Origin of the sequence: Streptomyces sp. NPDC096324, assembly GCF_044763015.1 — a bacterium.
Taxonomy (GTDB): Bacteria; Actinomycetota; Actinomycetes; order Streptomycetales; family Streptomycetaceae; genus Streptomyces.
The window spans coordinates 264,969-291,101 of record NZ_JBIWFK010000003.1 but is presented as its reverse complement, the minus strand read 5'-3'; the positions used below and the strand labels follow the sequence as shown (position 1 = coordinate 291,101).

Annotated in this window: 20 protein-coding genes; 13 read left to right on the top strand and 7 right to left on the bottom strand. The window is 71.3% G+C overall.

Annotation, left to right across the window (positions count from 1 at the left end):
- Positions 1-48: 48 nt before the first annotated feature.
- On the bottom strand, positions 49-1,512 hold the full coding sequence (locus ACIQ7M_RS08735) for a sodium:solute symporter (RefSeq protein ID WP_386986116.1): 1,464 nt from the start codon (positions 1,510-1,512) through the stop codon (positions 49-51).
- 295 nt (positions 1,513-1,807) lie between these two features.
- On the opposite strand from ACIQ7M_RS08735, the gene ACIQ7M_RS08730 reads away from it, so the two are divergent.
- Positions 1,808-3,379 carry a PucR family transcriptional regulator ligand-binding domain-containing protein gene (locus ACIQ7M_RS08730; protein WP_403642205.1) on the top strand — a complete coding sequence of 524 codons (1,572 nt, stop codon included), beginning with the start codon at positions 1,808-1,810 and terminating at the stop codon, positions 3,377-3,379.
- A gap of 62 nt (positions 3,380-3,441) precedes the next feature.
- Complete coding sequence (locus ACIQ7M_RS08725) at positions 3,442-4,230, top strand: phosphatase (RefSeq protein WP_355763575.1); 789 nt, start codon at positions 3,442-3,444, stop codon at positions 4,228-4,230.
- Positions 4,231-4,666: 436 nt separating this feature from the next.
- On the opposite strand, the gene ACIQ7M_RS08720 is transcribed toward ACIQ7M_RS08725, so the two are convergent.
- The 4 genes from ACIQ7M_RS08720 to ACIQ7M_RS08705 form a co-directional block, all read right to left on the bottom strand.
- Positions 4,667-5,638 carry a cation diffusion facilitator family transporter gene (locus ACIQ7M_RS08720; protein ID WP_355763578.1) on the bottom strand — a complete coding sequence of 324 codons (972 nt, stop codon included), beginning with the start codon at positions 5,636-5,638 and terminating at the stop codon, positions 4,667-4,669.
- Between the two features lie 23 nt (positions 5,639-5,661).
- Complete coding sequence (gene tesB, locus ACIQ7M_RS08715) at positions 5,662-6,534, bottom strand: acyl-CoA thioesterase II (protein ID WP_389851161.1); 873 nt, start codon at positions 6,532-6,534, stop codon at positions 5,662-5,664.
- A gap of 34 nt (positions 6,535-6,568) precedes the next feature.
- The gene (locus ACIQ7M_RS08710; RefSeq protein WP_403641412.1) at positions 6,569-7,726 is read right to left on the bottom strand and encodes an acyl-CoA dehydrogenase family protein; all 1,158 of its coding nucleotides are present in this window, start codon (positions 7,724-7,726) and stop codon (positions 6,569-6,571) included.
- 109 nt (positions 7,727-7,835) lie between these two features.
- Positions 7,836-8,462, bottom strand: a complete 627-nt coding sequence (locus ACIQ7M_RS08705; protein WP_355763583.1) for a TetR/AcrR family transcriptional regulator — start codon at positions 8,460-8,462, stop codon at positions 7,836-7,838.
- Positions 8,463-8,559: 97 nt separating this feature from the next.
- Here ACIQ7M_RS08705 and ACIQ7M_RS08700 point away from each other — a divergent pair, with 97 nt between their 5' ends.
- The 10 genes from ACIQ7M_RS08700 to ACIQ7M_RS08655 all read left to right on the top strand — a co-directional run bounded on the left by ACIQ7M_RS08700 (position 8,560) and on the right by ACIQ7M_RS08655 (position 21,705).
- Positions 8,560-10,176 carry a carboxyl transferase domain-containing protein gene (locus tag ACIQ7M_RS08700; RefSeq protein WP_355763586.1) on the top strand — a complete coding sequence of 539 codons (1,617 nt, stop codon included), beginning with the start codon at positions 8,560-8,562 and terminating at the stop codon, positions 10,174-10,176.
- Between the two features lie 8 nt (positions 10,177-10,184).
- Positions 10,185-12,113 carry an acetyl/propionyl/methylcrotonyl-CoA carboxylase subunit alpha gene (locus ACIQ7M_RS08695; protein WP_403641408.1) on the top strand — a complete coding sequence of 643 codons (1,929 nt, stop codon included), beginning with the start codon at positions 10,185-10,187 and terminating at the stop codon, positions 12,111-12,113.
- Positions 12,110-13,069 carry a hydroxymethylglutaryl-CoA lyase gene (locus ACIQ7M_RS08690; RefSeq protein WP_386986133.1) on the top strand — a complete coding sequence of 320 codons (960 nt, stop codon included), beginning with the start codon at positions 12,110-12,112 and terminating at the stop codon, positions 13,067-13,069. The genes ACIQ7M_RS08695 and ACIQ7M_RS08690 overlap by 4 nt, the downstream gene beginning before the upstream one ends.
- A gap of 11 nt (positions 13,070-13,080) precedes the next feature.
- Positions 13,081-14,241: an acyl-CoA dehydrogenase family protein gene (locus tag ACIQ7M_RS08685; protein WP_389851174.1), complete on the top strand. Its 1,161-nt coding sequence runs from the start codon at positions 13,081-13,083 to the stop codon at positions 14,239-14,241.
- A gap of 329 nt (positions 14,242-14,570) precedes the next feature.
- Positions 14,571-15,620 carry an ABC transporter substrate-binding protein gene (locus ACIQ7M_RS08680; RefSeq protein ID WP_403642203.1) on the top strand — a complete coding sequence of 350 codons (1,050 nt, stop codon included), beginning with the start codon at positions 14,571-14,573 and terminating at the stop codon, positions 15,618-15,620.
- Positions 15,621-15,662: 42 nt separating this feature from the next.
- Complete coding sequence (locus ACIQ7M_RS08675; RefSeq protein WP_403641404.1) at positions 15,663-16,520, top strand: siderophore-interacting protein; 858 nt, start codon at positions 15,663-15,665, stop codon at positions 16,518-16,520.
- A gap of 170 nt (positions 16,521-16,690) precedes the next feature.
- Positions 16,691-18,133, top strand: coding sequence for a lysine decarboxylase DesA (gene desA, locus ACIQ7M_RS08670; RefSeq protein ID WP_389846198.1), 1,443 nt, complete (start codon positions 16,691-16,693; stop codon positions 18,131-18,133).
- A complete protein-coding gene (locus ACIQ7M_RS08665) occupies positions 18,117-19,394 on the top strand; it encodes a lysine N(6)-hydroxylase/L-ornithine N(5)-oxygenase family protein (RefSeq protein ID WP_403641401.1) in 1,278 nt (425 codons plus the stop codon). Before desA ends, ACIQ7M_RS08665 begins: the two co-directional genes overlap by 17 nt.
- Positions 19,391-19,936, top strand: a complete 546-nt coding sequence (locus tag ACIQ7M_RS08660) for a GNAT family N-acetyltransferase (RefSeq protein WP_386986479.1) — start codon at positions 19,391-19,393, stop codon at positions 19,934-19,936. The genes ACIQ7M_RS08665 and ACIQ7M_RS08660 overlap by 4 nt, the downstream gene beginning before the upstream one ends.
- Positions 19,933-21,705 carry an IucA/IucC family protein gene (locus ACIQ7M_RS08655; RefSeq protein ID WP_403641396.1) on the top strand — a complete coding sequence of 591 codons (1,773 nt, stop codon included), beginning with the start codon at positions 19,933-19,935 and terminating at the stop codon, positions 21,703-21,705. The genes ACIQ7M_RS08660 and ACIQ7M_RS08655 overlap by 4 nt, the downstream gene beginning before the upstream one ends.
- Positions 21,706-21,790: 85 nt before the next feature.
- Here ACIQ7M_RS08655 and ACIQ7M_RS08650 read toward each other — a convergent pair whose 3' ends face one another.
- The gene (locus ACIQ7M_RS08650; protein WP_403641393.1) at positions 21,791-23,377 is read right to left on the bottom strand and encodes a beta-N-acetylhexosaminidase; all 1,587 of its coding nucleotides are present in this window, start codon (positions 23,375-23,377) and stop codon (positions 21,791-21,793) included.
- A 137-nt stretch (positions 23,378-23,514) separates the two neighbouring features.
- Here ACIQ7M_RS08650 and ACIQ7M_RS08645 point away from each other — a divergent pair, with 137 nt between their 5' ends.
- Positions 23,515-24,396, top strand: coding sequence for a DUF4429 domain-containing protein (locus tag ACIQ7M_RS08645; RefSeq protein ID WP_403641390.1), 882 nt, complete (start codon positions 23,515-23,517; stop codon positions 24,394-24,396).
- Between the two features lie 131 nt (positions 24,397-24,527).
- Here ACIQ7M_RS08645 and ACIQ7M_RS08640 read toward each other — a convergent pair whose 3' ends face one another.
- A complete protein-coding gene (locus ACIQ7M_RS08640) occupies positions 24,528-26,096 on the bottom strand; it encodes a fibronectin type III domain-containing protein (protein WP_403641387.1) in 1,569 nt (522 codons plus the stop codon).
- Between the last annotated feature and the right edge of the window lie 37 nt (positions 26,097-26,133).

Sequence of the window (26,133 nt, the reverse complement as noted above, 5' to 3'; positions counted from 1 at the left end):
TTCCTACGCTTCATCGCGTATGTACAACTAAGTACAAGTAACACGACTCTACTGGGGAACCGGGACCGGTTCGGACAGGGGTTCGGCGTCACGGCCCGCGAGCCGCTCCCGCCAGGTGGCCAGTACCGCGGCGTCGGTCGCCGGCGTGGCCAGCGAGACGATCACGTACGCGGCCAGGGAGAGGAGCAGTCCGTAGTAGACGGGCTCGTTCGCGAGGATGCCGTAGGTCGCCATCAGGCCGATGACCGCGACACCGCCGACGCCGACGGCGGCGAGCGCGCCGTGCACCGTGCCGCGCTTCCACAGCAGTCCGCCGAGGATCGGGACGAGAAGACCGCCGACGAGCAGGTTGTAGGCGACGGTGAGCGCCTCGACGACGTTGTCGATCGCGATCGCCGTGCAGATCACGGCGATACCCATGACCAGGATGAAGACGCGGTTGCCCTTGACCTCGTCGTGCTCCTCGCCCGCGTCGCGCTTCACGGCGCCGCGCAGCCGCGACCAGATGTCGTTGTTGGCGACGGTGGCGCAGGCGATCAGGGCGCCGGAGGAGGTGGACATCACGGCGGCGAGGGCCGCGGCGAGCACCAGTCCGCGCACGCCGACCGGGAGTTCGTCCTTGACGATGGTCGCGAAGGCGGTGTCGGCGCTGGGCAGCTTCGGGTACATGACCTTGGCGGCGGTGCCGATGACGGCGCCGGCGAGGGCGTACACCAGGCAGTAGGTGCCGGCGACGGTGCCGCCCCACTTGGCGGTGCGGTCGTTGCGCGCGGTGAAGACGCGCTGCCAGATGTCCTGTCCGATCAGCATGCCGAACGTGTAGATCAGGACGTAGGTGAAGATCGTCTCGCCGCCGATGCCCAGCGGGTCGAAGTACTCGGTGGGCAGCTTGGCCTTCATCGCGGAGAAGCCGCCCGCCTTGACCACCGCGATGGGCAGCAGCAGGAGCAGCACACCGATCGTCTTGACGACGAACTGCACCATGTCGGTGAGCGTGATCGACCACATGCCGCCGAGGGTCGAGTACGCGACGACGATCGAGCCGCCGAGGATGATCGCGAGCGTCCGGTTCATGTCGAAGAGGACGTCGAAGATCGTGGCGTACGCGATGGTCGAGGTGACCGCGAGCATCAGGGTGTACGCCCACATGACGACGCCGGAGATGACTCCGGCCCGGCCGCCGTAGCGCAGGTCGAGCATCTCGGAGACGGTGTAGACCTTGAGGCGCGCGATGCGGGCGGAGAAGAAGACGGACAGGGCCAGCAGGCCGAGGCCGATGGTGAAGACCATCCAGGCTCCGGAGAGCCCGTACTGGTAGCCGAGGCCGACACCGCCGATGGTGGACGCGCCGCCCAGGACGATCGCGGCCATGGTGCCGGAGTACATGACGGGTCCGAGCCGGCGGCCGGCGACGAGGAAGTCGCTCTTGGACTTGGCGCGGCGCATGCCCCACCAGCCCATGGCCAGCATGCCGGCCAGATAGACGACGATCACTGTGTAGTCGACGGCCATGGGTCTCCTCGGGTGCTCGGTGGCGTGTCGTGCGGGGATGTGGGGGACGATCCGGCGACTGATCACGGGGACATACGCCCGTACCCGTGACTGCCGGTCGGGACCGACCTTAGGTGGCCGGAATGCGGCTGCGAAGTGTACGTTTCATCCATTCGAACCGAACGGGATGGAGGAATCGTCCATCCTGATCCGAACGGGACGGAGAACCGTCCCTCCCTGCCCCGAACGGGATGGAGGCACCGCCGTCGTGCCGGACTCACCGCCGCCCTCCGTCCCGGCCGTGCCCGCCCCGGCCGTGTCCGCCCCGGCCGTGCCGCCGACCCCTCCCGTGCCGCTGTCGGCGCTCCTGGCCCGCGAGGACCTGGGTCTGCGCCTGATCGCCGGGCCCGCGGAACCCGACACGGTGATCCACTGGGCGCACACCTCGGAGATGGCCGACCTCTACCCGTACCTGCTGGGCGGCGAGCTGCTGCTGACGGCCGGGGTCCACGTGCCCTCGGCGGCCGTCCCCGGCGAAGGCGCTCCCGGCCCGGACGACTACTTCGACGGCTATGTCTCCCGGATCGTCGCGGCGGGCGGCGCGGCCCTCGGGTTCGGTCTCGCGCCGGTCCACGACACGGTCCCGCCCGCCCTCGTCGCGGCCTGCGACACCCACGGGCTGCCCCTGCTGGAGGTCCCGCCCCGGACGACGTTCTCCGGGGTCGCCCGCGCGGTGTGGCAGCTCATGGCCCAGGCCCGGCTGGCCGAGCTGCGCCGGGTGACGGAGGCCCAGCAGAGCCTGGCGGCCGCCGCCGCCCGACCCGATCCGGTGCCGGCGGTCCTGCGGCAGCTCGCCCGGCGGGTGAACGGCTGGGCGGCGCTGTACGGCCCGGAGGGCACGGAGCTGGCCCACGCCGGAACCGTCCCGCCGGCCCACCCGCCGGAGCCGCCCCGCCCCGGCCCGGCACCCGAGGACGTGCTCGGCGAGCTCGCCGGGGTCGTGCGGCCCCGTGAGTCCCAGGGGCCCGCCCCGTCCTCGGCCACCGACACCGTGGGCGGTGTCCACCTCACGGCCTACGCCCTCGGCAGCGGCCAGGGCTTCGTCCTCGGCGTCGCCGCACCGCGCCGCGACCCCGGCGACCACACGATCGCCTCCGTCGCCTCCGTACTGCTCTCCCTGCTCACCGGGGAGCACCAGAGCGCGAGCGAGGCCGGACGGTCGGCGGCCCTGGTGCGGCTGCTGCTCGGGGCGGCGCCCGAGGCGGTGGCGCCGCTGCTCGGCGGAGAGCGGTGGGTGGTCGTGCACGCGCGCCCCGCCGGGGACGGCCCCGCGCCGGACACCGTCGCGGCGTCCGCGCTCGCGGCCGCGCTGGGCTCCGCGCTGGTGGACGTGGGCGGCGACGTCGTCCGCGTCCTCGTCCCCGGCGATCGCGCGCCCGCCGCGCAGCCGGGCTGGGTCTGCGGGGTCAGCGCTCCCGCGGGCCCGCACGGGTGGGCGGCCGCCGACACCCAGGCGGCCCGCGCGCTGGCCCGGGCCCGCGCCACCCGGGCGGCCCTGGTTCGGCACGGCCACCGTCCCGCGCTCGCCGACCTCGTCCCCCCGGCGGACGCCGAGGCCCACGCCCAGGCCCTCCTCGCTCCCGTCGCCGGAACTCCGGCCCTGACCGAGACCCTGCGCACCTGGCTCTCCCTGCACGGTAGTTGGGACCGCACGGCGGTCGCCCTGTCCGTCCACCGCAACACCGTCCGCCAACGCGTCGCCCGCTGCGCCGCGTTGCTGGACACGGACCTCGACGACCCGGACGTACGCATGGAGTTGTGGTTCGCGCTCCGGGAGGAGGAGACGCGGGGTACCGGGAACGGGGCGGCCGTCCGTACACCCGAGTGACGCACGTCCCAGCGAACGGGACGGCCGCGCCGGGGGGCCGAGCGCACCGGCACAATGGTGCTATGCCGATACCCGGGACGCCCAGCCGCGCCGAACTCGTCGACCATCTCGTGAAGACCCGTATCGCGGGCGATGTCGCCACCCCCCGCGAGAACAACCTCTCCCACTACCGCAAGCTGGCGAACGGCGAGCGCAACTGGTGGCTCGGTCTGGAACTCGGCGACCGCTGGACCGACGAGCAGGACGTGCTCGCGGTGATGGCGGAGCGGGTCGGCGTCAACGACGACCCGGAGCACCGCTACGGCCAGGACACCATCGACCCCGAGCTGACCGTGGACGCGCTGGACCGTCTCGCGGGCCGGCTGCGCAAGGCGGCCGAGGACCGGCAGCGGGTGCTGTTCGCGACCGGTCACCCGGGCGGGCTGCTGGACGTGCACCGGGCCACGGCCGCCGCCCTGCGCGCGGCCGGCTGCGAGATCGTGGTGATCCCGGACGGGCTCCAGACGGACGAGGGGTACGTCATGCAGTTCGCGGACGTGGCCGTGCTGGAGCACGGCGCCACGCTGTGGCACACGCACTCGGGCGAGCCGATGCGGGCGATCCTCACCGCGCTGGAGCGGGAGGGCCGCCCGCTGCCCGACCTGGTCGTGGCCGACCACGGCTGGGCCGGCTACGCGGGTCAGCACGGGGTGGACTCCGTGGGCTACGCCGACTGCAACGACCCGGCGCTCTTCCTCGCCGAGTCGGAGGGCACGCTCCAGGTCGCGGTCCCGCTCGACGACCACGTCCTCAGCCCGCGCCACTACGACCCGATGACGGCGTACCTGCTGAACGAGGCCGGCCTGGTCTGAGCCCCGGCCTCCTCGGCGACTCGGCCCCTCCGGCGTTCGAGGAGCGGGTCCGGGCGGAGCCCCGGGGGTGCCGGGGAGGGGGGCGGAGGGGGCGGGACGCGCTGGTGCCCCGCCCGTGGAGGCGGAGGGCAGCGCGGCGGAGGGCAAGCGCGGCAGCGGGAAGCGCGGCGGCGGGAAGCGCGGCGGCGGGAAGACGACCGGGCCGGGACGCGCCCCGGTGCGGGCGGCTCCCGGACGGCGCCCACCGGCCCGCGCCGTCGCACCTCGGCCGCCGGTCGGGCGTCCCGTTCACGGCGGGGTTCAGCCCCTCTGACCGCCGCTGGGCACAGCCCGGGGTCGGGTCCAGACACACCCTGCTCACCTCACGGCCAGGGGTTCAGCCCCTCGAACCGCCGCTGGGCATAGCCCTGGATCGGGTCCAGAAACCCTGCTCACCTCACGGCCAGGGGTTCAGCCCCTCTGACCGCCGCTGGGCGTAGCCCGGGGTCGGGTCCAGATACACCCTGCTCACCACGGGGAACACCGACCGGATCCGGTCCTCGGCCTGTTCGCAGGCCCACTCGATCTGGGCCGCGGTCGACGCGTCCCGGAAGTCGACCTTGGCGGCGACGAGCGCCTCGCGCGGCCCCTGCACGAGCGTGATCAGCTCCAGTACGGCCTCCACGTGCTCCATCTCCAGCAGCTCCGCCCTGATCCGCACCCGCACGGGCTTCGGCAGCGGCCGTCCGATCAGCAGCTCCGCGTTGGAACGGCCCAGCACCCAGGCGACGTAGAGCAGCAGGAGCCCGATGAGCAGCGAGGCGATGCCGTCCCAGACGCCCGATCCGGTGAGCTGGCCGCCGAGCAGGCCGCCCGCGGCGAGCACCAGGCCGACGAGCGCGGCCGAGTCCTCCATGACGACGGCCTTCACGGCGGTGTCGGGGGTGCGCCGGAGGTAGGTCCGGAAGGGTGCGTCCAGCCGGGCGGCCTCGCCGCGCGCCTGCCGCAGTCCCGTCCGCAGGGAGAAGCCCTCCAGGAGGAAGGCGACGGCCAGCACGATGTACGAGACGAGCGGGTCGCCGAGCTCCTCGCCCGCGACCAGGGTGTGGATGCCGTCGTAGATCGAGAAGACCGCTCCGCCGACGAAGGTGGCGACGGCGGCGAGCAGCGCCCAGATGTAGCGCTCGGGGCCGTAGCCGAGGGGGTGGTCCTCGTCGGCCGGTTTCTCGCTGCGTTTGAGTGCCGTGAGCAGCAGCAGCTCCGTGACGGTGTCGGCGACGGAGTGGGCGGCCTCCGACAGCATCGCGCTGGAGCCGCTGATGACACCCGCGACCGCCTTGGCGAGGGCGATCCCGAGGTTGGCGGCCGCGGCGACGATCACCGTGGAGACGCTCTCGCCGCCGCCGGTGTCCTGCGGTGTGTCGGTCATGCCCCACTTCTACCCGCGAACGCCTACCGGGGGACGCGGACCACGCCCTCCTGGATCACCGAGATGGCCAGCCGGCCGTCCTGGGTGTAGATCCGGGCCTGGCCCAGGCCCCGGCCGCCGGACGCGGACGGTGACTCCTGGTCGTACAGCAGCCACTCGTCGGCGCGGAACGGGCGGTGGAACCACATCGCGTGGTCGAGCGAGGCGCCGACGACGTCGCCGGTCACCCAGCCGCCGCGCCCGTGGGCGAGCAGGATGGAGTCGAGCAGCGTCATGTCCGAGACGTAGGTGGCGAGCACGACGTGGAGCAGCGGGTCGTCCGCGAGCTTGCCGTTGGTGCGGAACCACACCTGGGAGCGCGGTTCACGGGCCTCGCCGACGGTGCCGTACGGCGGCGCGTCGACATAGCGCAGGTCGACGGACTCGCGGGCCTCCAGGATGCGCTCCACGACCTCGGGGTCGGTGAAGACGTCGGCGTACAGCGGGAGCAGTTCGGCGGCCGTGGGCAGCGTCTCCGGGTCCGGGGCGGGCGGCATCGGGGCCTGGTGCTCCATGCCCTCCTCGTACGTCTGGAAGGACGCGGAGAGGTGGAAGATCGGCTGTCCGTGCTGGACCGCGACCACCCTGCGGGTGGTGAAGGAGCGTCCGTCGCGGATGCGGTCCACGGAGTACACGATGGGTGCGCCGGGGTCGCCGATCCGCAGGAAGTACGCGTGCAGGGAGTGGGCGAGCCGGTCCTCGGGGACCGTGCGCCCGGCGGCCACGAGGGCCTGCGCCGCCACCTGTCCGCCGAAGACCCGTGGGACGACGGCGGACCGGGAACGGCCGCGGAAGATGTTCTCCTCGATCCGCTCGAGATCGAGCAGATCGAGGAGATCCTGAAGTGCCTCGCTCATAAGGCAGTTGTACCGCGCAGTCTTTTCTCGGACCTTACAGGCCCATGTCCTTGGCGATGATCGTCTTCATGATCTCGCTGGTGCCGCCGTAGATGCGGTTGACCCGGTTGTCCGCGTACAGGCGGGCGATCGGGTACTCGTTCATGAAGCCGTAGCCGCCGTGGAGCTGGAGGCAGCGGTCGATGACGCGGTGCGCGACCTCGGTGCAGAACAGCTTGGCGCTGGCGGCCTCGGCCGGGGTCAGCTCACCGGCGTCGAGGGCCTCCAGGGCGCGGTCGGCGACGGCCTCGGCCGCGTCCACCTCGGCCTGGCAGGCGGCCAGCTCGAACTTGGTGTTCTGGAACGAGGCGACCGACTTGCCGAAGACGGTGCGCTCCTGGACGTACTCCTTGGCGAACCGGACGGCGGCCTTGGCCTGCGCGTAGGCGCCGAAGGCGATGCCCCAGCGCTCGGAGGCGAGGTTGTGGCCGAGGTAGTAGAAGCCCTTGTTCTCCTCGCCGAGCAGGTCCTCGACGGGCACCTTCACGTCGACGAACGCCAGCTCGGCGGTGTCGGAGGTCTTCAGGCCGAGCTTGTCGAGCTTGCGGCCGATGGAGTAGCCCTCGGACTTGGTGTCCACGGCGAACAGGGAGATGCCGAAGCGGCGGTCGTCCGCGGTGGGCGCGGAGGTGCGGGCGCAGACGATCACGCGGTCGGCGTGGACGCCACCGGTGATGAAGGTCTTGGAGCCGTTGAGGACGTAGTGCGTGCCGTCCTCGGAGAGCTTGGCGGTGGTCTTCATGCCCGCGAGGTCGGAGCCGGTGCCCGGCTCGGTCATCGCGAGGGCCCACATCTCCTCGGCGCTGACGAACTTCGGCAGGAAGCGCTTCTTCTGCTCGTCGCTGGCGAGCATCTTGATGTAGGGCAGGCCGAGCAGCACGTGCACACCGGAGCCGCCGAACTGGACACCGGCGCGCGCGGTCTCCTCGTACATCACGGCTTCGAACTTGTACGAGTCGATGCCGGCGCCGCCGAACTCCTCGTCCACGCGGATGCCGAAGACGCCGAGCTCGGCGAGCTTGTAGTAGAAGTCGCGCGGCGCCTGGCCGGCGGCGAACCACTCGTCGTAGACCGGGACGACCTCGGCCTCGATGAAGGCGCGCAGGGTCTCCCGGAACGCCTCGTGGTCCTCGTTGAACACAGTACGGCGCACCGCCGCCACCTCCGCCTGGATACCTGGTGTTATGTCTAAGCGCTTGCTCAGATATGAGGTTACCCGCCGGTCACGAGCGCCGTCCAGGGGTCACCCCCCGAGACGCTCGTCACGCACCGGGAGCCACAGCGGCCGCTCCGAACGCCCCCCGCGCCATCCGGTGCAGCAGTTCGGCCGTGCCGGCGCGCCCGGGGAGCGCGCCCGGCCGCCCCAGGTGCGGGGTCGAGTTCAGCAGGCCGAAGACCGAGTGCACGGCGGAGCGCGCGGCGGGCTCCACCAGATCCGGGTACACCTCACGCACCACCTCCACCCACAGCTCGACGTACTGGCGCTGGAGCTGGCGCACGAGCTTGCGGTCGCTGTCCCGCAGGCGGTCCAGCTCACGGTCGTGCAGGGTGATCAGGGGACGGTCGTCGAGCGCGAAGTCGATGTGCCCCTCGATGAGCGAGTCGAGGAGCCCTTCGGCACCCCTCTCGACACCTCCCCCGGAGCCCGCCCGGGCCTCCGCCACCCTGCGCCGGCCGCCCGTGAGCAGTTGCCCGCTGATCCCCACCAGCAGCTCGGCGAGCATCGCGTCCTTGCCGGCGAAGTGCCGGTAGAGACCGGGGCCGCTGATGCCGACCGCCGCTCCTATCTCGTCCACTCCCACGCCATGGAAACCACGTTCGGCGAACAGCCGCGCGGCCTCCCTCAGGATCTGCTCGCGCCGGGTGGGGGCGTCGGTTCTGGTGGCCATGAAAACAATTCTAGACACCGGCGTTAGCGGTCGTTAACCTGAAGGAAGTTGCGTTAACGCTCATTAACTGGTCGACCACTGGTGAGGGGACCGCAGGATGCAAGAGGCACCGGAGCTGACGAGCGCGGCCGATCCCGCGTCGGAGGCCTGGAGGGCCAACGAGGCGGCACACCGCGCGCTCGGCGAGGAGCTGCGCCGCAAGCTGGCCGCGGCGCGGCTCGGCGGCGGTGAGAAGGCACGGGCGCGGCACACCGCGCGCGGCAAGCTGCTGCCCCGCGACCGCGTGGACGCCCTGCTCGACCCCGGCTCCCCGTTCCTGGAACTGGCGCCGCTCGCCGCCGACGGGATGTACGACGGCGCGGCCCCGGCCGCCGGTGTCATCGCCGGGATCGGCCGGGTGAGCGGGCGCGCGTGCGTGATCGTCGCCAACGACGCCACCGTCAAGGGCGGCACGTACTACCCGATGACGGTGAAGAAGCACCTGCGCGCCCAGGAGGTCGCGCTGGAGAACCGTCTGCCCTGCGTGTATCTCGTCGACTCCGGAGGCGCCTTCCTGCCCATGCAGGACGAGGTGTTCCCCGACCGCGAGCACTTCGGACGGATCTTCTACAACCAGGCGCGGATGTCCGGCGCCGGGATCCCGCAGATCGCGGCCGTCCTCGGCTCCTGCACGGCCGGCGGCGCGTACGTGCCCGCGATGAGCGACGAGGCCGTGATCGTCCGCAACCAGGGGACGATCTTCCTGGGCGGGCCGCCCCTGGTGAAGGCCGCCACCGGTGAGGTGGTGACCGCCGAGGAGCTGGGCGGCGGCGAGGTCCACTCCCGGACCTCCGGCGTCACCGACCACCTCGCCGAGGACGACGCGCACGCGCTGCGGATCGTGCGCACCATCGTCTCCACGCTCCCCCCGCGTGGGGAGCTGCCCTGGGAGGTCACCGCGTCGGCCGAGCCCAAGGTCGACCCGTACGGGCTGTACGGCGCGGTGCCGGTCGACTCCCGTACCCCCTACGACGTGCGCGAGGTCATCGCGCGCGTGGTCGACGGTTCCCGCTTCGCCGAGTTCAAGGCCGAGTTCGGGCAGACGCTGGTCACCGGCTTCGCGCGGATCCACGGCCACCCGGTCGGCATCGTCGCCAACAACGGCATCCTGTTCTCGGAGTCGGCCCAGAAGGGCGCCCACTTCATCGAACTGTGCGACCAGCGCGGCATCCCGCTGGTGTTCCTTCAGAACATCTCCGGCTTCATGGTCGGCCGCCAGTACGAGGCGGGCGGCATCGCCAAGCACGGCGCGAAGATGGTCACGGCCGTCGCCTGCGCCCGCGTGCCCAAGCTGACCGTCGTGATCGGCGGTTCGTACGGCGCGGGCAACTACTCGATGTGCGGCCGGGCGTATTCGCCGCGCTTCCTGTGGATGTGGCCGGGCGCCAAGATCTCCGTGATGGGCGGCGAGCAGGCCGCCTCCGTCCTCGCGACCGTCAAGCGCGACCAGATCGAGGCGCGCGGCGAGTCCTGGCCGCCCGCGGACGAGGAGGACTTCAAGGACCCGATCCGCCGCCAGTACGAGCAGCAGGGCAGCGCCTACTACGCGAGCGCCCGGCTGTGGGACGACGGTGTGATCGACCCGATGGAGACCCGGCAGGTCCTCGGACTCGCCTTGACCGCCTGCGCCAACGCGCCCCTGGGTGACCCCCAGTTCGGCGTCTTCCGGATGTGAGGGGACCCATGTTCGACACAGTGCTCGTGGCCAACCGGGGTGAGATCGCCGTACGCGTCATCCGCACCCTGCGCGCGCTCGGCGTGCGCTCGGTGGCCGTCTTCTCGGACGCGGACGCCGACGCCCGGCACGTCCGGGAGGCCGACACGGCCGTACGGATCGGACCGGCGCCCGCGTCGGAGAGCTATCTGTCGGTGGAGCGACTGCTGGAGGCGGCGGCCCGCACCGGCGCCCAGGCGGTGCACCCGGGGTACGGCTTTCTCGCCGAGAACGCCGCCTTCGCGCGGGCCTGCGCGGAGGCCGGGCTGGTCTTCATCGGCCCGTCCGCCGAGGCGATCTCCCTGATGGGCGACAAGATCCGCGCCAAGGAGACGGTGAAGGCGGCCGGCGTCCCGGTCGTACCCGGCTCCTCGGGCAGCGGTCTGACGGACGCGGAGCTGATCGCGGCCGCCCGCGAGATCGGCGTCCCGGTGCTCCTGAAGCCGAGCGCGGGCGGCGGCGGCAAGGGCATGCGCCTGGTGCGCGACACCGGGGTCCTGGCCGACGAGATCGCCGCCGCACGGCGCGAGGCGCGCGCCTCCTTCGGCGACGACACGCTCCTCGTCGAGCGCTGGGTCGACCGGCCCCGGCACATCGAGATCCAGGTCCTGGCGGACGGCCACGGCAACGTCGTGCACCTGGGCGAGCGCGAGTGCTCCCTCCAGCGCCGTCACCAGAAGATCATCGAGGAGGCGCCCAGCGTGCTCCTCGACGACGCCACGCGCGCCGCGATGGGAGAGGCGGCCGTCCAGGCGGCCCGCTCCTGCGGCTACCGGGGCGCGGGCACGGTGGAGTTCATCGTCCCCGGCGGCGACCCGTCCTCGTACTACTTCATGGAGATGAACACCCGCCTCCAGGTGGAGCACCCGGTCACCGAGCTGATCACCGGCCTCGACCTCGTCGAGTGGCAGCTTCGGGTCGCCGCCGGCGAGCACCTGCCGTACGAGCAGCGGGACATCACCCTCACCGGGCACGCGGTGGAGGCCCGGATCTGCGCCGAGGACCCGGCGCGCGGCTTCCTCCCCTCCGGGGGCACGGTGCTCGCGCTGCACGAACCTCAGGGCGACGGCGTGCGCACGGACTCGGGCCTGACGGAGGGCACCGAGGTCGGCAGCCTCTACGACCCGATGCTCTCCAAGGTCATCGCGTACGGCCCCGACCGCCCGACCGCGCTGCGCAGGCTCCGGGCGGCCCTCGCCGAGACGGTCACGCTCGGGGTCCAGACGAACGCGGGCTTCCTGCGCCGGCTGCTGGCCCACCCGGACGTGGTGGCCGGCGACCTGGACACCGGTCTGGTCGAGCGGGAGGCCGACGGCCTGGTGTCGTCCGAGGTGCCCGAGGAGGTGTACGAGGCGGCCGCGGCGGTCCGGCTCGCCGCTCTGGCCCCGTCGGGCGAGGGCTGGACCGACCCGTTCTCGGTGCCGAGCGGCTGGCGGCTCGGCGGCACCCCGAAGCCGGTCGGCTTCTCCCTGCGGGTCCTCGACCCGGTGGAGTACACCCCGCGCGGCACCCACACGGTCACCGCCGACCGCGTCGCGGTGACCCTCGACGGGGTGCGGCACACCTTCCACCGCGCCGCCGACTGGATCGGCCGCGACGGCGACGCCTGGCACGTGCGCGACCACGACCCGGTGGCCGCGTCGCTCACCGGCTCCGCGCACGCGGGCGCCGACTCGCTGACCGCCCCCATGCCCGGCACGGTGACCGTCGTGAAGGTCGCCGTCGGCGACGAGGTGGCCGCCGGGCAGAGCCTGCTGGTGGTCGAGGCGATGAAGATGGAGCACGTCATCTCCGCGCCGCACGCCGGGACGGTCAGCGAACTGGACGTCACCCCCGGCACGACGGTCGCCATGGACCAGGTCCTGGCCGTCATCACTCCCGCGGAGGAGACGGCGTGAACACCTCCGAACTCGGCCTGCCGATGGCCGTACCGACCCAGGACCTGCCCGCCCGGGTGCGGATCTACGAGGTCGGCGCGCGCGACGGGCTCCAGAACGAGAAGGCGACCGTACCGACCGAGGTGAAGGCGGAGTTCATCCGCCGCCTCGCGGACGCGGGCCTGACCACGATCGAGGCGACCAGCTTCGTCCACCCCAAGTGGGTTCCCCAACTGGCCGACGCGGAACAGCTGTTCCCCCAGGTCGCCGACCTGCCGGTGGCGCTCCCGGTGCTGGTGCCGAACGAGCGCGGGCTGGAGCGGGCGCTGGCGCTCGGCGCCCGGCACGTGGCCGTCTTCGCCAGCGCGACGGAGTCCTTCGCGAAGGCCAACCTCAACCGGACGGTCGACGAGGCGCTCGCCATGTTCGAGCCGGTGGTGAACCGCGCCAAGGAGGCGCGGCTCTCCGTCCGCGGCTATGTCTCGATGTGTTTCGGCGACCCGTGGGAGGGGCCCGTCCCGGTCCACCAGGTCGTCCGCGTCTGCAAGGCGCTGCGGGACATGGGCTGTGACGAGCTGAGCCTCGGCGACACGATCGGCGTGGCGACACCGGGCCATGTGCAGGCCCTGCTCGCCGAACTGAACGAGGAGGGCGTGCCCACCAGCGCGCTCGGCGTGCACTTCCACGACACGTACGGCCAGGCGCTGTCCAACACCCTGGCCGCCCTCCAGCACGGCGTCGCCACCGTCGACGCCTCCGCGGGCGGCCTCGGCGGCTGCCCGTACGCGAAGTCGGCGACGGGCAACCTCGCCACGGAAGACCTCGTATGGATGCTCCAGGGCCTCGGTATCGACACCGGGGTCGACCTCGGCCGCCTCACCGCCACAAGCGTGTGGATGGCCGGACAACTGGGCCGACCCAGCCCGTCCCGCACCGTCAAAGCCATCGGTCAAACGACGCAGTCCCACCAGGAGTGAACACGATGTCCCTGGACCACCGCCTCTCCCCCGAGCTCGAAGAACTCCGCCGCACGGTCGAGGAGTTCGCGCACGACGTCGTGGCGCCGAAGATCGGCGACTTCTACGAGCGGCACGAGTTCCCGTACGAGATCGTGCGGGAGATGGGCCGCATGGGCCTGTTCGGGCTGCCGTTCCCCGAGGAGTACGGCGGCATGGGCGGCGACTACCTCGCCCTCGGCATCGTCCTGGAGGAACTGGCCCGGGTCGACTCCTCCGTGGCCATCACCCTGGAGGCGGGCGTCTCGCTGGGCGCCATGCCGATCCACCTGTTCGGCACCGAGGAGCAGAAGCGGGAGTGGCTCCCGCGGCTGTGCTCCGGCGAGATCCTGGGCGCGTTCGGCCTGACCGAGCCGGACGGCGGCTCGGACGCGGGCGCGACCCGTACGACGGCCCGGCTCGACCCCGAGACGAACGAATGGGTCATCAACGGCAGCAAGTGCTTCATCACCAACTCGGGCACGGACATCACGGGCCTGGTGACGGTCACCGCGGTCACCGGCCGCAAGCCCGACGGCAAGCCGCTGATCTCCGCGATCATCGTCCCCTCCGGCACCCCCGGCTTCACGGTCGCCGCCCCGTACTCGAAGGTCGGCTGGAACGCCTCCGACACCCGTGAGCTGTCCTTCTCGGACGTGCGTGTCCCGGCGGCCAACCTGCTCGGCGAGGAGGGCCGCGGCTACGCGCAGTTCCTGCGCATCCTGGACGAGGGCCGCATCGCCATCGCGGCGCTGGCCACGGGTCTCGCCCAGGGCTGTGTCGACGAGTCCGTCAAGTACGCCAAGGAGCGGCACGCGTTCGGGCGCCCGATCGGTGCCAACCAGGCGATCCAGTTCAAGATCGCCGACATGGAGATGAAGGCGCACATGGCCCGCGTCGGCTGGCGTGACGCCGCGTCCCGTCTGGTCGCGGGCGAGCCCTTCAAGAAGGAGGCGGCGGTCGCCAAGCTGTACTCCTCCACGATCGCCGTCGACAACGCCCGTGACGCCACCCAGGTCCACGGCGGCTACGGCTTCATGAACGAGTACCCGGTCGCCCGTATGTGGCGCGACTCCAAGATCCTGGAGATCGGCGAGGGCACGAGCGAGGTACAGCGCATGCTGATCGCCCGGGAACTGGGCCTCACGGGCTGAGACCCGCGCACGACCGACACACCGCGGCCACCGACGGGCACCCGCCCGCCGGTGGCCGCGGTGCGTCGGTGGCCATCTCCCGCCGGTGGCCGCGGCATCGGTGGCCTGGGCGCGCGCGTGGCCGCCGCACGTCGGTGACCTGCTCCCGCCGGTGGCCGCTGCACGTCGGTGGCCTGAACGCGCCGGTGGCCGCGGTGTGTCGGACGGGTCGTCGACCGCGGACTCGATCAAGGTGCCCCAGCCGCTGGACATCAGCTGAGGTTAGGCTAACCTACCTTCGAACTGATCCGGTGGATCTTCTCCACCCCATGTCGAAAGCGGCCACACTCATGTCCAACGCCCGTGCCACTCAGCTCTCCCGTCGCGGCATCCTCGCCGCGGGCGGCGCCCTCGGCCTCGGCGCCGTCCTCGCCGCCTGCGGTGACGACGACGCCGCGAAAAGCGCTGGCTCGGACGCGACCAAGGCCGCGGCGAAGGCCGGCCCCTGGACGTTCAAGGACGACCGCGGCACGACCGTGAAGCTGGACAGGACCCCGGCGAACATCGTCGCCTTCACCGGTGTCGCCGCCGCCCTGTTCGACTACGGCGTCGAGGTCAAGGGCGTGTTCGGCCCGACCACGACCAAGGACGGCAAGGCCGACGTCCAGGCCGGCGACATGGACGTCACCAAGCTGACGGTCCTCGGCAACGAGTGGGGCCAGTTCAACATCGAGAAGTACGCGGGCCTCGCCCCCGACGTGCTGATCTCCACGACGTTCGACTCCGCGGGCACCCTCTGGTACGTCCCCGAGGAGTCCAAGGACAAGATCCTCAAGCTCGCGCCGAGCGTCGCCGTCTCCGTCTACGACCGCCAGATGCCCCAGTCCCTGGAGCGCATGTACGCGCTGGCCGAGTCCCTGGGCGCCGACGTGAAGTCGGCGAAGATCGTCGAGGCGAAGAAGAAGTTCGAGGCCGCCGCCGAGCGGCTGCGCAAGGCCGCCAAGGCGCGCCCGGAGATCAAGGTGCTGGCCGGTTCCGCGAGCCAGGACATCTTCTACGTGTCCGGCTCCAACCTCTCCATCGACCTGGAGTACTTCAAGGCCCTCGGCGTGAACATCGTCGAGCCCTCCGCCAAGGCCCTCAAGGCCAGCGGCGGCTGGTTCGAGAACCTGAGCTGGGAGAACGTCGACCAGTACCCGGCCGACATCATCATCATGGACGACCGCAGCGCGACCATCCAGCCGGCCGACATCACCGAGGCCACCTGGAAGAAGCTGCCCGCCGTCAAGGCCGGCCAGGTCATCGCCCGGACGCCCGAGGCGATCCTGTCGTACGACAAGTGCACCCCGACCCTCGAGCGCCTCGCCGAGGCCATCGAGAACGCCAAGAAGGTCGCCTGACACCCTCCGCGGTGACCCCCTGACGATCACTCAGGAGCACGCATGACGACGGCCGTAGCCGCCCCGTTCCGTTTCTTCACCCTCCGGGTCGTACGGGCGAGGCGGCTCGGCCCGTCTCTGGTCCGGGTGACCTTCGGCGGACCCGACCTGCGGGACTTCCACTCCGACGGACGTGACCAGTCCCTGTCCCTGTTCCTCCCGCACCCCGGCCAGAGCGAGCCCGCCGTCCCCGTCGAACTCGGCGACGACTGGTGGCAGGGCTGGCGCGAACTGCCCGACGACGTGCGGGCGGTGATGCGCTCGTACACCCTGCGGGCGCTGCGCCGCGACCCCGACGAGATCGACATCGACTTCGCGCTGCACGGCCTGGAGCCGGGCGCACCCGCCCCCGCCGGGCCCGCCTCGCGCTGGGCGTCCGGCGCCGCGCCCGGCGACCGGGTGGTCCTGCTCGGCCCCGCCGTGGCGGACAACCGGGCCATCCGCTTCCGGCCGCCCGCGGACGCCGACCTCGTGGTCCTGTGGGGCGACGAGACGGCCCTTCCCGCGGTCTCCGCCATCCTCGAATCGCTCCCGGCCGGACTGCGGGTGCGGGCCTGGCTGGAGGTCCCGCACGCCGGTGACATCCAGGACCTGGCCACCCCGGCCGACGCCGAGATCACCTGGCTGGTCGGGGACGACCACACCGCCGGGGAGCGCCCCCTGGCGCTCGACGCCCTGCGGTCGGCCCACCTCCCGCCCGCCGAGGCCCCCTACGCCTGGATCGCGGGCGAGTCCGGGTGCGTGCGGGAGCTGCGCCGCCATCTGGTGCGCGAGCGCGGTATCGACCGCCGGCGGGTCACCTTCGTCGGGTACTGGCGGCAGGGTCTGACCGAGGAACAACTGCGGGAGCGGGGAGAGTAGTTCGGCTCCCCCGGGGCCATCCGCGGCCCGGAAGGAGGCGTACGTCACGTAGGACGGGCCAGGGCGAGGAAGCGTGATCGACTTAGGTTAGGCTAACCTAAGTCGAACGTCGCGACCTCGCCCTTTCCCGTGTCCCGCTCGGACTGTCTCCCCGCACGGAGGACCCCCACATGCGCTCGCACCTGCTCAACGACACCACCGCGGACCGGTACCGCCGCTCCGTGACCGAAGGGGTCGAGCGGGTGGCCGCCAAACTCGCCGCCACCGACCGCCCGTTCACGGGTGTCACGGTCGACGAACTCGCCCCCCGCATCGAGCGCATCGACCTCGACAAGCCGCTGCACGACACCACGGCCGTCCTCGACGAGCTGGAAGAGGTCTACCTCCGGGACGCGGTCTACTTCCACCACCCGCGCTACCTCGCCCACCTCAACTGCCCGGTCGTCATCCCGGCCGTGCTCGGCGAGGCCGTCCTGTCCGCCGTCAACTCCTCGCTGGACACCTGGGACCAGTCCGCCGGCGGCACCCTCATCGAGCGCAGGCTCATCGACTGGACGAACGAGCGCATCGGTCTCGGCCCGGCCGCGGACGGGGTGTTCACCAGCGGCGGCAGCCAGTCCAACCTCCAGGCCCTGCTCCTGGCCCGCGAGGAGGCCAAGGCGGAGAACCTCGCCGATCTGCGGATCTTCGCCTCCGAGGTCAGCCACTTCAGCGTCAAGAAGTCGGCCAAACTCCTCGGCCTCGCCCCCGAGGCCGTCGTCTCGATCCCCGTCGACCACGACAAGCGCATGCAGACCGTCGCCCTCGCCCACGAGCTGGAGCGCTGCCGCCAGGACGGCCTCGTGCCCATGGCCGTCGTCGCCACCTCGGGCACCACCGACTTCGGCTCCATCGACCCGCTGCCCGAGATCGCTGAACTGTGCTCCCAGTTCGGCACCTGGATGCACGTGGACGCGGCCTACGGCTGCGGACTGCTCACCTCGCTGAAGCACCGGGACCGCATCGACGGCATCGAGCGGGCCGACTCCGTCACCGTCGACTACCACAAGTCCTTCTTCCAGCCGGTGAGTTCCTCGGCCGTGCTGGTCCGCGACGCCGCGACCCTGCGCCACGCGACCTACCACGCGGAGTACCTCAACCCGCGCCGCATGGTCGAGGAACGCATCCCCAACCAGGTCGACAAGTCCCTCCAGACCACCCGCCGCTTCGACGCGCTCAAGCTGTGGATGACGCTGCGCGTCATGGGCGCCGACGGCATCGGCGAACTCTTCGACGAGGTCTGCGACCTGGCGGCCGAGGGCTGGAAACTGCTCGCCGCCGATCCGCGCTTCGACGTCGTCGTGCGGCCTTCGCTGTCCACCCTCGTCTTCCGGTACATCCCGGCCGCCGTCACCGACCCGGCCGAGATCGACCGCGCCAACCTGTACGCCCGCAAGGCCCTGTTCGCGTCCGGCGACGCCGTCGTCGCGGGCACCAAGGTCGGCGGACGCCACTACCTGAAGTTCACCTTGCTCAACCCCGAGACCACACAGGACGACATCGCCGCCGTCCTCGACCTGATCGCCGGCCACGCCGAGCAGTACCTGGGAGAGTCCCTTGACCGCGCTTGCTGAATCCACGGACACCACCTACGACTTCGTGGGGATCGGGCTCGGGCCCTTCAACCTCGGCCTCGCCTGCCTCACCGAGCCGATCGCCGAACTCAACGGTGTCTTCCTGGAGTCGAAGCCCCACTTCGAGTGGCACTCCGGCATGTTCCTGGAGGGCGCGCACCTGCAGACCCCGTTCATGTCTGACCTGGTCACCCTCGCCGACCCGACCTCCCCGTACTCCTTCCTCAACTACCTGAAGGAATCGGGTCGTCTGTACGCGTTCTACATCCGGGAGAACTTCTACCCGCTGCGCGTCGAGTACGACGACTACTGCCGCTGGGCCGCGTCCAAGTTGGGCTGCGTCCGCTTCGGGACGACGGTCGCGGAGGTGACGTACGAGGACGAGGTGTACACCGTACGGACCGAGGCCGGCGAGCTGTTCCGCGCCCGGCACCTGGTCCTCGGCACCGGCACCTCGCCCCACGTCCCGGAGACCTGCGCGGACCTCGGCGGCGACTTCATCCACAACTCCCGCTACATGCAGCACAAGCGGGAGCTCCAGGCCAAGGACTCGATCACCCTGGTCGGCAGCGGCCAGTCCGCCGCCGAGATCTTCTACGACCTGCTCAGCGAGATCGACGTCCACGGCTACCGGCTGAACTGGGTCACCCGCTCGCCGCGCTTCTTCCCCCTCGAATACACCAAGCTGACCCTGGAGATGACCTCCCCGGAGTACATCGACTACTTCCACGCGCTGCCCGAGGCGACCCGCTACCGCCTCCAGTCGGAGCAGAAGGGTCTGTTCAAGGGCATCGACGGGGAGCTGATCGACGCGATCTTCGACCTGCTCTACCAGAAGAACCTCGGCGGCCCGGTTCCCGCCCGGCTGCTGACCAACTCCTCGCTGGAGAGCGCGCGCCACGACCGGGGCACGTACACCCTCGGGTTCCGCCAGCAGGAGCAGGGCAGGGACTACGAGCTGAGCTCGACGGGCCTGGTGCTGGCCACCGGCTACCGGTACGCGGAGCCCGCGTTCCTCGCACCGGTCAAGGACCGGCTCCGCTACGACACCCAGGGCAACTTCGACGTGGCCCGCAACTACGCCATCGACGTCACGGGCGGCGGGATCTTCCTGCAGAACGCGGGCGTCCACACCCACTCGATCACCTCACCGGACCTCGGCATGGGCCCGTACCGCAACGCGTCCATCATCCGCGAGCTGCTCGGCACCGAGTACTACCCGGTCGAAAAGGCCATCGCGTTCCAGGAGTTCTCCGTATGACCACCGCCACCGCCATCGGCACCTTCACCGTCCGCCCCCTCGACCCCGTCGAGGACGCGCCGGTGCTGCACCGGTGGGTGACCCACCCCAAGGCCGCCTTCTGGATGATGCAGGAGGCGAGACTGCACGACGTGGAGCGCGAGTACATGGCCATCGCGGCCAGTGACCACCACGACGCCTTCCTCGGTCTCCTGGACGGCGAGCCCGTCTTCCTCATGGAGCGCTACGACCCCCGCTACGTCGAGCTCGTCGGCCTGTACGAGCCGCGGCCGGGCGATGTCGGCATGCACTTCCTGGTCGCCCCGAGCGACACCCCCGTCCACGGCTTCACCCGGGCCGTGATCACCTCGGTGATGGAGCACCTGTTCGCCGACCCGGCGACCGAGCGCGTCGTCGTCGAGCCCGACGTGGCCAACACGGCCGTGCACGCCCTCAACGAGGCCGTCGGCTTCGTGCCCGTCGAAGAGATCCAGAAGCCGGAGAAGAAGGCGCTGCTGAGCTTCTGCACCCGGGAGCAGTTCGCCAAGGCGGTGGCCGCGTGAGCCCCGCCGAGAGTGTCGCCCACCTCTCCCCCGAGCGCTGGGCCGACGCCAACCGCCTCCTTCTGCGCAAGGCGCTCGCCGAGTTCGCCCACGAGCGGCTGATCACCCCGCGCAGCCTGCCGGACGGCCGCTACGAGGTCCTCGGCGACGACGGGCTCACGAGCTACCGGTTCACCGCGACCCGGCGCCTGCTCGACCACTGGCAGGTGGCCGCCGAGTCCATCACCCGGCACCGCGACGGTGCCGAACTCCCGCTGTCGGCGCTGGACTTCTTCATCGAGCTGAAGACGTCGCTCGGTCTGAGCGACCAGATCCTGCCGGTCTACCTGGAGGAGATCTCCTCCACCCTCGCGGGCACCTGCTACAAGCTCACCAAGCCGCGCGTCCCGGTCCGCGAGCTGGCCGGCGCCGGCTTCCAGGCCATCGAGACCGGCATGACCGAGGGGCACCCCTGCTTCGTCGCCAACAACGGGCGGCTCGGTTTCGGTGTGCACGACTACCTCGCCTACGCTCCCGAGACCGCGAACCCGGTGCGGCTGGTGTGGCTGGCGGCGCACCGCTCACGGGCCGCCTTCACGGCGGGCGTCGGCATCGAGTACGAGTCCTTCGTGCGTGACGAGCTGGGCGCGGAGACGGTCGAGCGGTTCGACGGGATCCTGCGCGAGCGGGGGCTCGACCCCGAGGAGTACCTCCTCATACCCGTCCACCCCTGGCAGTGGTGGAACAAGCTGTCCGTGACGTTCGCGGCCGAGGTGGCCCAGCGGCGCCTGGTCTGTCTCGGCGAGGGCGACGACGAGTACCTGGCCCAGCAGTCCATCCGGACGTTCTTCAACACCAGCAGCCCGCACAAGCACTACGTGAAGACGGCGCTGAGCGTTCTGAACATGGGCTTCATGCGGGGTCTGTCCGCCGCCTACATGGAGGCGACCCCGGCCATCAACGACTGGCTGGCCCAGCTCGTCGAGAACGACCCGGTGCTGAAGTCGACGGGTCTGTCGATCATCCGCGAGCGGGCGGCCGTCGGCTACCGGCATCTGGAGTACGAGGCGGCCACCGACCGGTACTCCCCGTACCGCAAGATGCTCGCCGCGCTGTGGCGCGAGAGCCCGGTCCCCTCGCTCCAGGACGGCGAGTCCCTGGCGACGATGGCGTCCCTCGTCCATGTCGACCACGAGGGCGCCTCGTTCGCGGCCGCCTTGATCGAGCGGTCGGGTCTGACGCCGGTGGAGTGGCTGCGCGGCTATCTGCGCGCCTACCTCACCCCGCTCCTGCACAGCTTCTACGCGTACGACCTGGTCTACATGCCGCACGGCGAGAACGTCATCCTCGTCCTGGAGGACGGGGCGGTGCGACGGGCGGTCTACAAGGACATCGCCGAGGAGATCGTGGTCATGGACCCGCAGGCGGTGCTGCCGCCCGCGGTGGAGCGGATCCGCGTCGACGTCCCCGAGGACACGAAGCTGCTGTCCATCTTCACGGACGTGTTCGACTGCTTCTTCCGCTTCCTGGCCGCCCAGCTCGCGGAGGAGGGAGTCCTCTCCGAGGAGGACTTCTGGCGGACGGTCGCCGAGTCGGTGCGCGCGTACCAGGAGGCGACGCCCGAACTCGAGGACAAGTTCCGGCAGTACGACCTGTTCGCGCCCGAGTTCGCGCTGTCCTGCCTCAACCGGCTCCAGTTGCGCGACAACCGGCAGATGGTCGACCTGGCGGATCCGTCGAGCGCGCTGCAACTGATCGGCACCCTGAAGAACCCGATCGCCGGGTTCTGAGCACCGGGCTCCTGACGCGTTCCAGGAGCCCTGAGACGGGCGGGCGCCCCGGAGACGGTCCTCCGGGGCGCCCGTCGCTTTCCGCCTAGCGCGCGGGCCAGGGGACCTGGGGCGAGCGGTAGTACGCGATGCCGAGGGCGTCCCAGCGGGGCGCCTGGGCGGCGAGGCGCACCTTGTAGGTGTCCCAGTCGTGCGTGGAGGCGGGGGACCAGCCGAGCTCGGCGGCGCCGGGCAGCCTCGGGAAGGCCATGACGTCGATGTCCGCGGAGTTCTGGATCGTCTCCGTCCACAGCGGCGCCTCGACGCCCTTGACGGCCGAGGCGGGCACACCGGGCAGGTAGCTCCCCGGGTCCCAGTCGTAGGCGCGCCGCACCTCCACCAGACCGGCCCAGTCCTGGCCGAGCGGGGTGTCGGCGGTGTACTTCATGTCGAGGTAGAGCCGGTCCGCGGGCGACAGCACGAGCCCGGTCCCGTTCCGCGCGGCGGCGGCGACCTGCGCCTTCTCCTCGGCACTGGTGTCGTCGAGCCCCCAGTACTGGGCGAGGGCGCCCTTCGCCGGGGTGGCCCCGGTGAGCTGGTGCCAGCCCATCACCTTCTTGCCGTACTTGGTGACGAGGGGCTGCACCTTGTCCATGAAGGTCACGTAGTCGGCGTGGCTGGTGGAGTGCGCCTCGTCGCCGCCGATGTGGAGGTATCCGCCGGGGGTGAGCGCGGCCAGCTCCCGGATCACGTCGTCGACGAAGGAGTACGTCACCGGCTTGCCCACGCACAGCGAGCTGAAGCCGACGTCGGTGCCGGTGTAGAGGTCCGGCGCGACCCCGTCGCAGTTCAGTTCCGCGTACGAGGCGAGGGCGGCGTTGGTGTGTCCGGGCATGTCGATCTCCGGGACGACCTCCAGAAAGCGCGAGGAGGCGTACCGGACGATCTCGCGGTAGTCGGCCTTGGTGTAGAAGCCGCCCTGTCCGCCGCCGACCTGGGTGGAGCCGCCGTGGGCCGCGAGCCGGGGCCAGGAGTCGACGGCGATGCGCCAGCCCTGGTCGTCGCTCAGGTGCAGATGCAGCTTGTTGACCTTGTACAGGGCCAGTTCGTCGATGTACCGCTCGACCTGGGCGACGGTGAAGAAGTGCCGGGAGACGTCGAGCATGGCTCCGCGGTAGGCGTAGCGGGGGCTGTCCTTGATGGTTCCGCCGGCGATCAGCCAGGGGCCGCGCTGGACGGAGTGCTTCTCGACGGCGGCGGGCAGGAGCTGACGCAGGGTCTGGACGCCGTGGAAGAGGCCCGCGGGCTCGCCGGCCGTGATCGTGACGCCAGAGGTCCCGCTGTCGAGCCGGTAGCCCTCGGCGCCGAGGCCCTTGCCGCCGAGCCGGAGCCGGATCGCTCCGGAACCGTGCGAGGCGACCGGCAGCCGGTATCCGGTGGAGGGCCGCAGGATGTCCGCGAGGTACTCGCCGACGGCGCGGACCGCGCGCGAGTCGTCGACACGGATGCGGGTGTCACCGGTGATGCGGTACGGGGCTCCGCCCGGTTCGACGGAGGCGGGGGCCGGGACGACGCGGCCCGGTGGGGTGGCGGTGGCCCGGGTGTGCGGTGCCGCGCCCACGAGGGAGAAGCCGGCCGCCGCCACGAGCAGCAGCGTACCGAGAAGGCGGGGCGTTCTGTGGTGCTGTCTCACATGCGCTCCCTTCGGTGCCCGGCGAGGGCTCTCCCGGCCCGTCCTCGGCCGCTTTCCCCGCCGTGCCCTTCGTTGTGGTCGAAACCTCGAATTGGTCGAGACCACTCTGCCTCAGTCGCGGTGGAACAATCCTCCTCATGGCGGAAATCATCCAGCGGGACGGCACGTGGATCTTCGACGGCGACACGCTGCGGCTGACCCCGGGACGGGACAAGAACGTCGGCCTGCTGCGCCGGACGCTGGGTGAACTCACCGTGCCACTGGGCGCGTTGGCGGGCGTCTCGCTGGAGCAGGGCAGGAAGGCAGGGCGGCTCAGGCTCCGGCTGCGCGACGGCGCCGACCCGCTGCTCCAGGCGACGGGCGGCAAGCTCGCGGAGCCGAACGACCCGTATCAGCTCACGGTGGAGGCCGACCGGTTCGGCGTCGCCGAGTACTTCGTGGACGAGGTGCGGGGCGCGCTGCTCCTCGACCAGGTCCCCACGGGCCCGGTCGACGGCTATCTGCTGCCCGGCCCGGCGGTGCCGCTGTCCGCGTCCGCGGGGGACGGCACGGCGAGCTTCGACGGCGAGCGCGTACGTCTGGAGTGGAACTGGAAGACGGAGGACGCGAAGTCCGCGGCGGGTGCCCGGACGCTGGCGCTCGTGGACATAACGGCCGTCGAGTGGCGGCCCGCGGCCGGGCTGGAGAACGGCTGTCTGCGTTTCACCGTCCGCGGCTCCGGGACCAAGGCGCCGCCGAAGTACGACCCCGACTCCGTGGAGCTGTGGGGCTTCAAGCGGGACCCGCTGATGGCGCTGGTCGCGGCGGCCGTGCAGGTGCGGCTCCCGCATCCGGCGGCGGCGGTGGAGGACCGGCCGGGCGGGGAGCCCGGCGGGGAGGCGGCCGCGGGACCGGAGCCCGGGGCCGACCACGACGCCCTCCTGCGCAGGCTCCGCGAACTGGGCGAGCTGCGCAGGGAGGGCGTCCTGACGGACGAGGAGTTCGCCCTGGCCAAGCAGGCGGTCCTCAAGCGCCTGTAGGAACGGGCGGGCGAGGACCGCCGCGCGGGGGCCGGCCGCCGGTCAGGGAGGCGGTACGCCCCGCCTTCCGGGCGTACCTGGTGCCGGTGGACCGGTGGTACCCCGCGTGGCCGGGTACGGGGCCCTGGGGGCTACTTGGCCCGGCGCGCGATCGTGAAGTGGTCGACCTCCGCGCCGGTCTCGGCGATGCCGCGGACCTTCAGGGTGGCCAGGTGCCCCTTCGCGGCCGGCTGGACGTCGACGCGCAGGAACGAGTAGTTGAGGTAGCGCACGCGCGACCAGGTGACCGTCTCGTTCTGCTTGCCGTCCTTGAGGTTGACGAACGAGGCGACGGACTCGACCTCGTTCTCCTTGCCCTCGTAGGACTCGGGGGCGGTGAACGCGTACAGGCTGCGGCCGGCCGCGCCCGCCGTCACGTACACGACACCCTCGGTCTCGGTGTACGCCGTGCCGCCGATCGGCAGCTTCTTGGTGACCGCGTTGCCCTTGATGACGTCCGTGCGCTCGTACTGGTGGTTGTGGCCGTTGATCACCAGGTCGACGGTGTACTTCTCGAAGAGCGGCACCCACTCCTGTCGCACGCCCCCCTCCGAGGCGTGCGCCGTGGAGGTGCAGTACGCGCAGTGGTGGAAGAAGATCACGACGAAGTCGATGTCCTTCGAGGCGCGGTACTTCTTGAGCTGCGCCTCCAGCCACTTGGTCTGGGTGCCGCCGGAGATGCCGAGGTTGGCCGGGATCTCGAAGGAGATGTCGTTGGCGTCGAGCGAGATGATCGCCGTGTTGCCGTGGACGAAGGAGTAGACGCCCGGCAGGTTGGCCTTGTCGGGTCCGTTGTCCGGAAGCGTCCAGCGGGCCTCCTCGCCGCCGTAGCCGTTGGGCGAGTACCACGCCTCCATGTCGTGGTTGCCGTAGGCCGGCATCCACGGCACCTGCTTGGCGACCGTCTCGGTCTGGGCGAGGAACTGGTCCCAGATGCGCGAGTCGAAGCCGGTGTCGGCGGTCTTGCCCTGGCCCGCCGGGTCCGCGTACGCGATGTCGCCGGCGTGCAGGTGGAAGGCGGGGTTCTGGGCGAGGAGCAGGGCGTCGTTGGCGAGGCCGTGGTAGCCGACGCCCTCGTCGCCGAAGGCGGTGAAGGTGAAGGGCTCGGCGCGGTCGGGCGCGGTGGTGAAGGTGCCGAGCGTGCCGAGGAGGTGCGGCTGGGCCGGGTCGAAGCCCGCGTGGCCGACGCCGTAGTAGTAGGTCCTGCCGGGGCGCAGGTGGGTGAGCTTGGCGTGCAGGTAGTACTGGGTGTGGTCGCCGCTCGCGCCCACGCCGGCCGGGGTGTAGAGGGTGCGCACCTCGGCCTCGATCTTGCGCGAGAGGTCCCAGGGGTGGGCGCCGACGCGGATGTAGGGCTTGCTGACCGCGGTCGGCACCTGCCAGGAGACGGTCATCTCGGTGCGCGGGTCGTTGCCGAAGGCGAGGTGGCGGCCGAAGGGGGCGACGAGCGCGCCGTCGACCTTGTCCGTGGAGGCGGGGGCGGCCGTCCGCCCCGCCGGGACGGCGGCCTGTGCGGCGCCGGGCACGAAGGCCCCGCCCGCGACGGCGCCGATGGTCACGGCGCCGCCTCTGATCATGTTGCGCCGGGAGAACTTGGCGCGAAGGTACTCGTGCTGCTCGGCCATGGTCATCTTCTCGGCGAGCTGCTCGGGTACGCCCATGCGTGGAGTGTCCATGGCTCCAGAAGTTGCTCCGGGC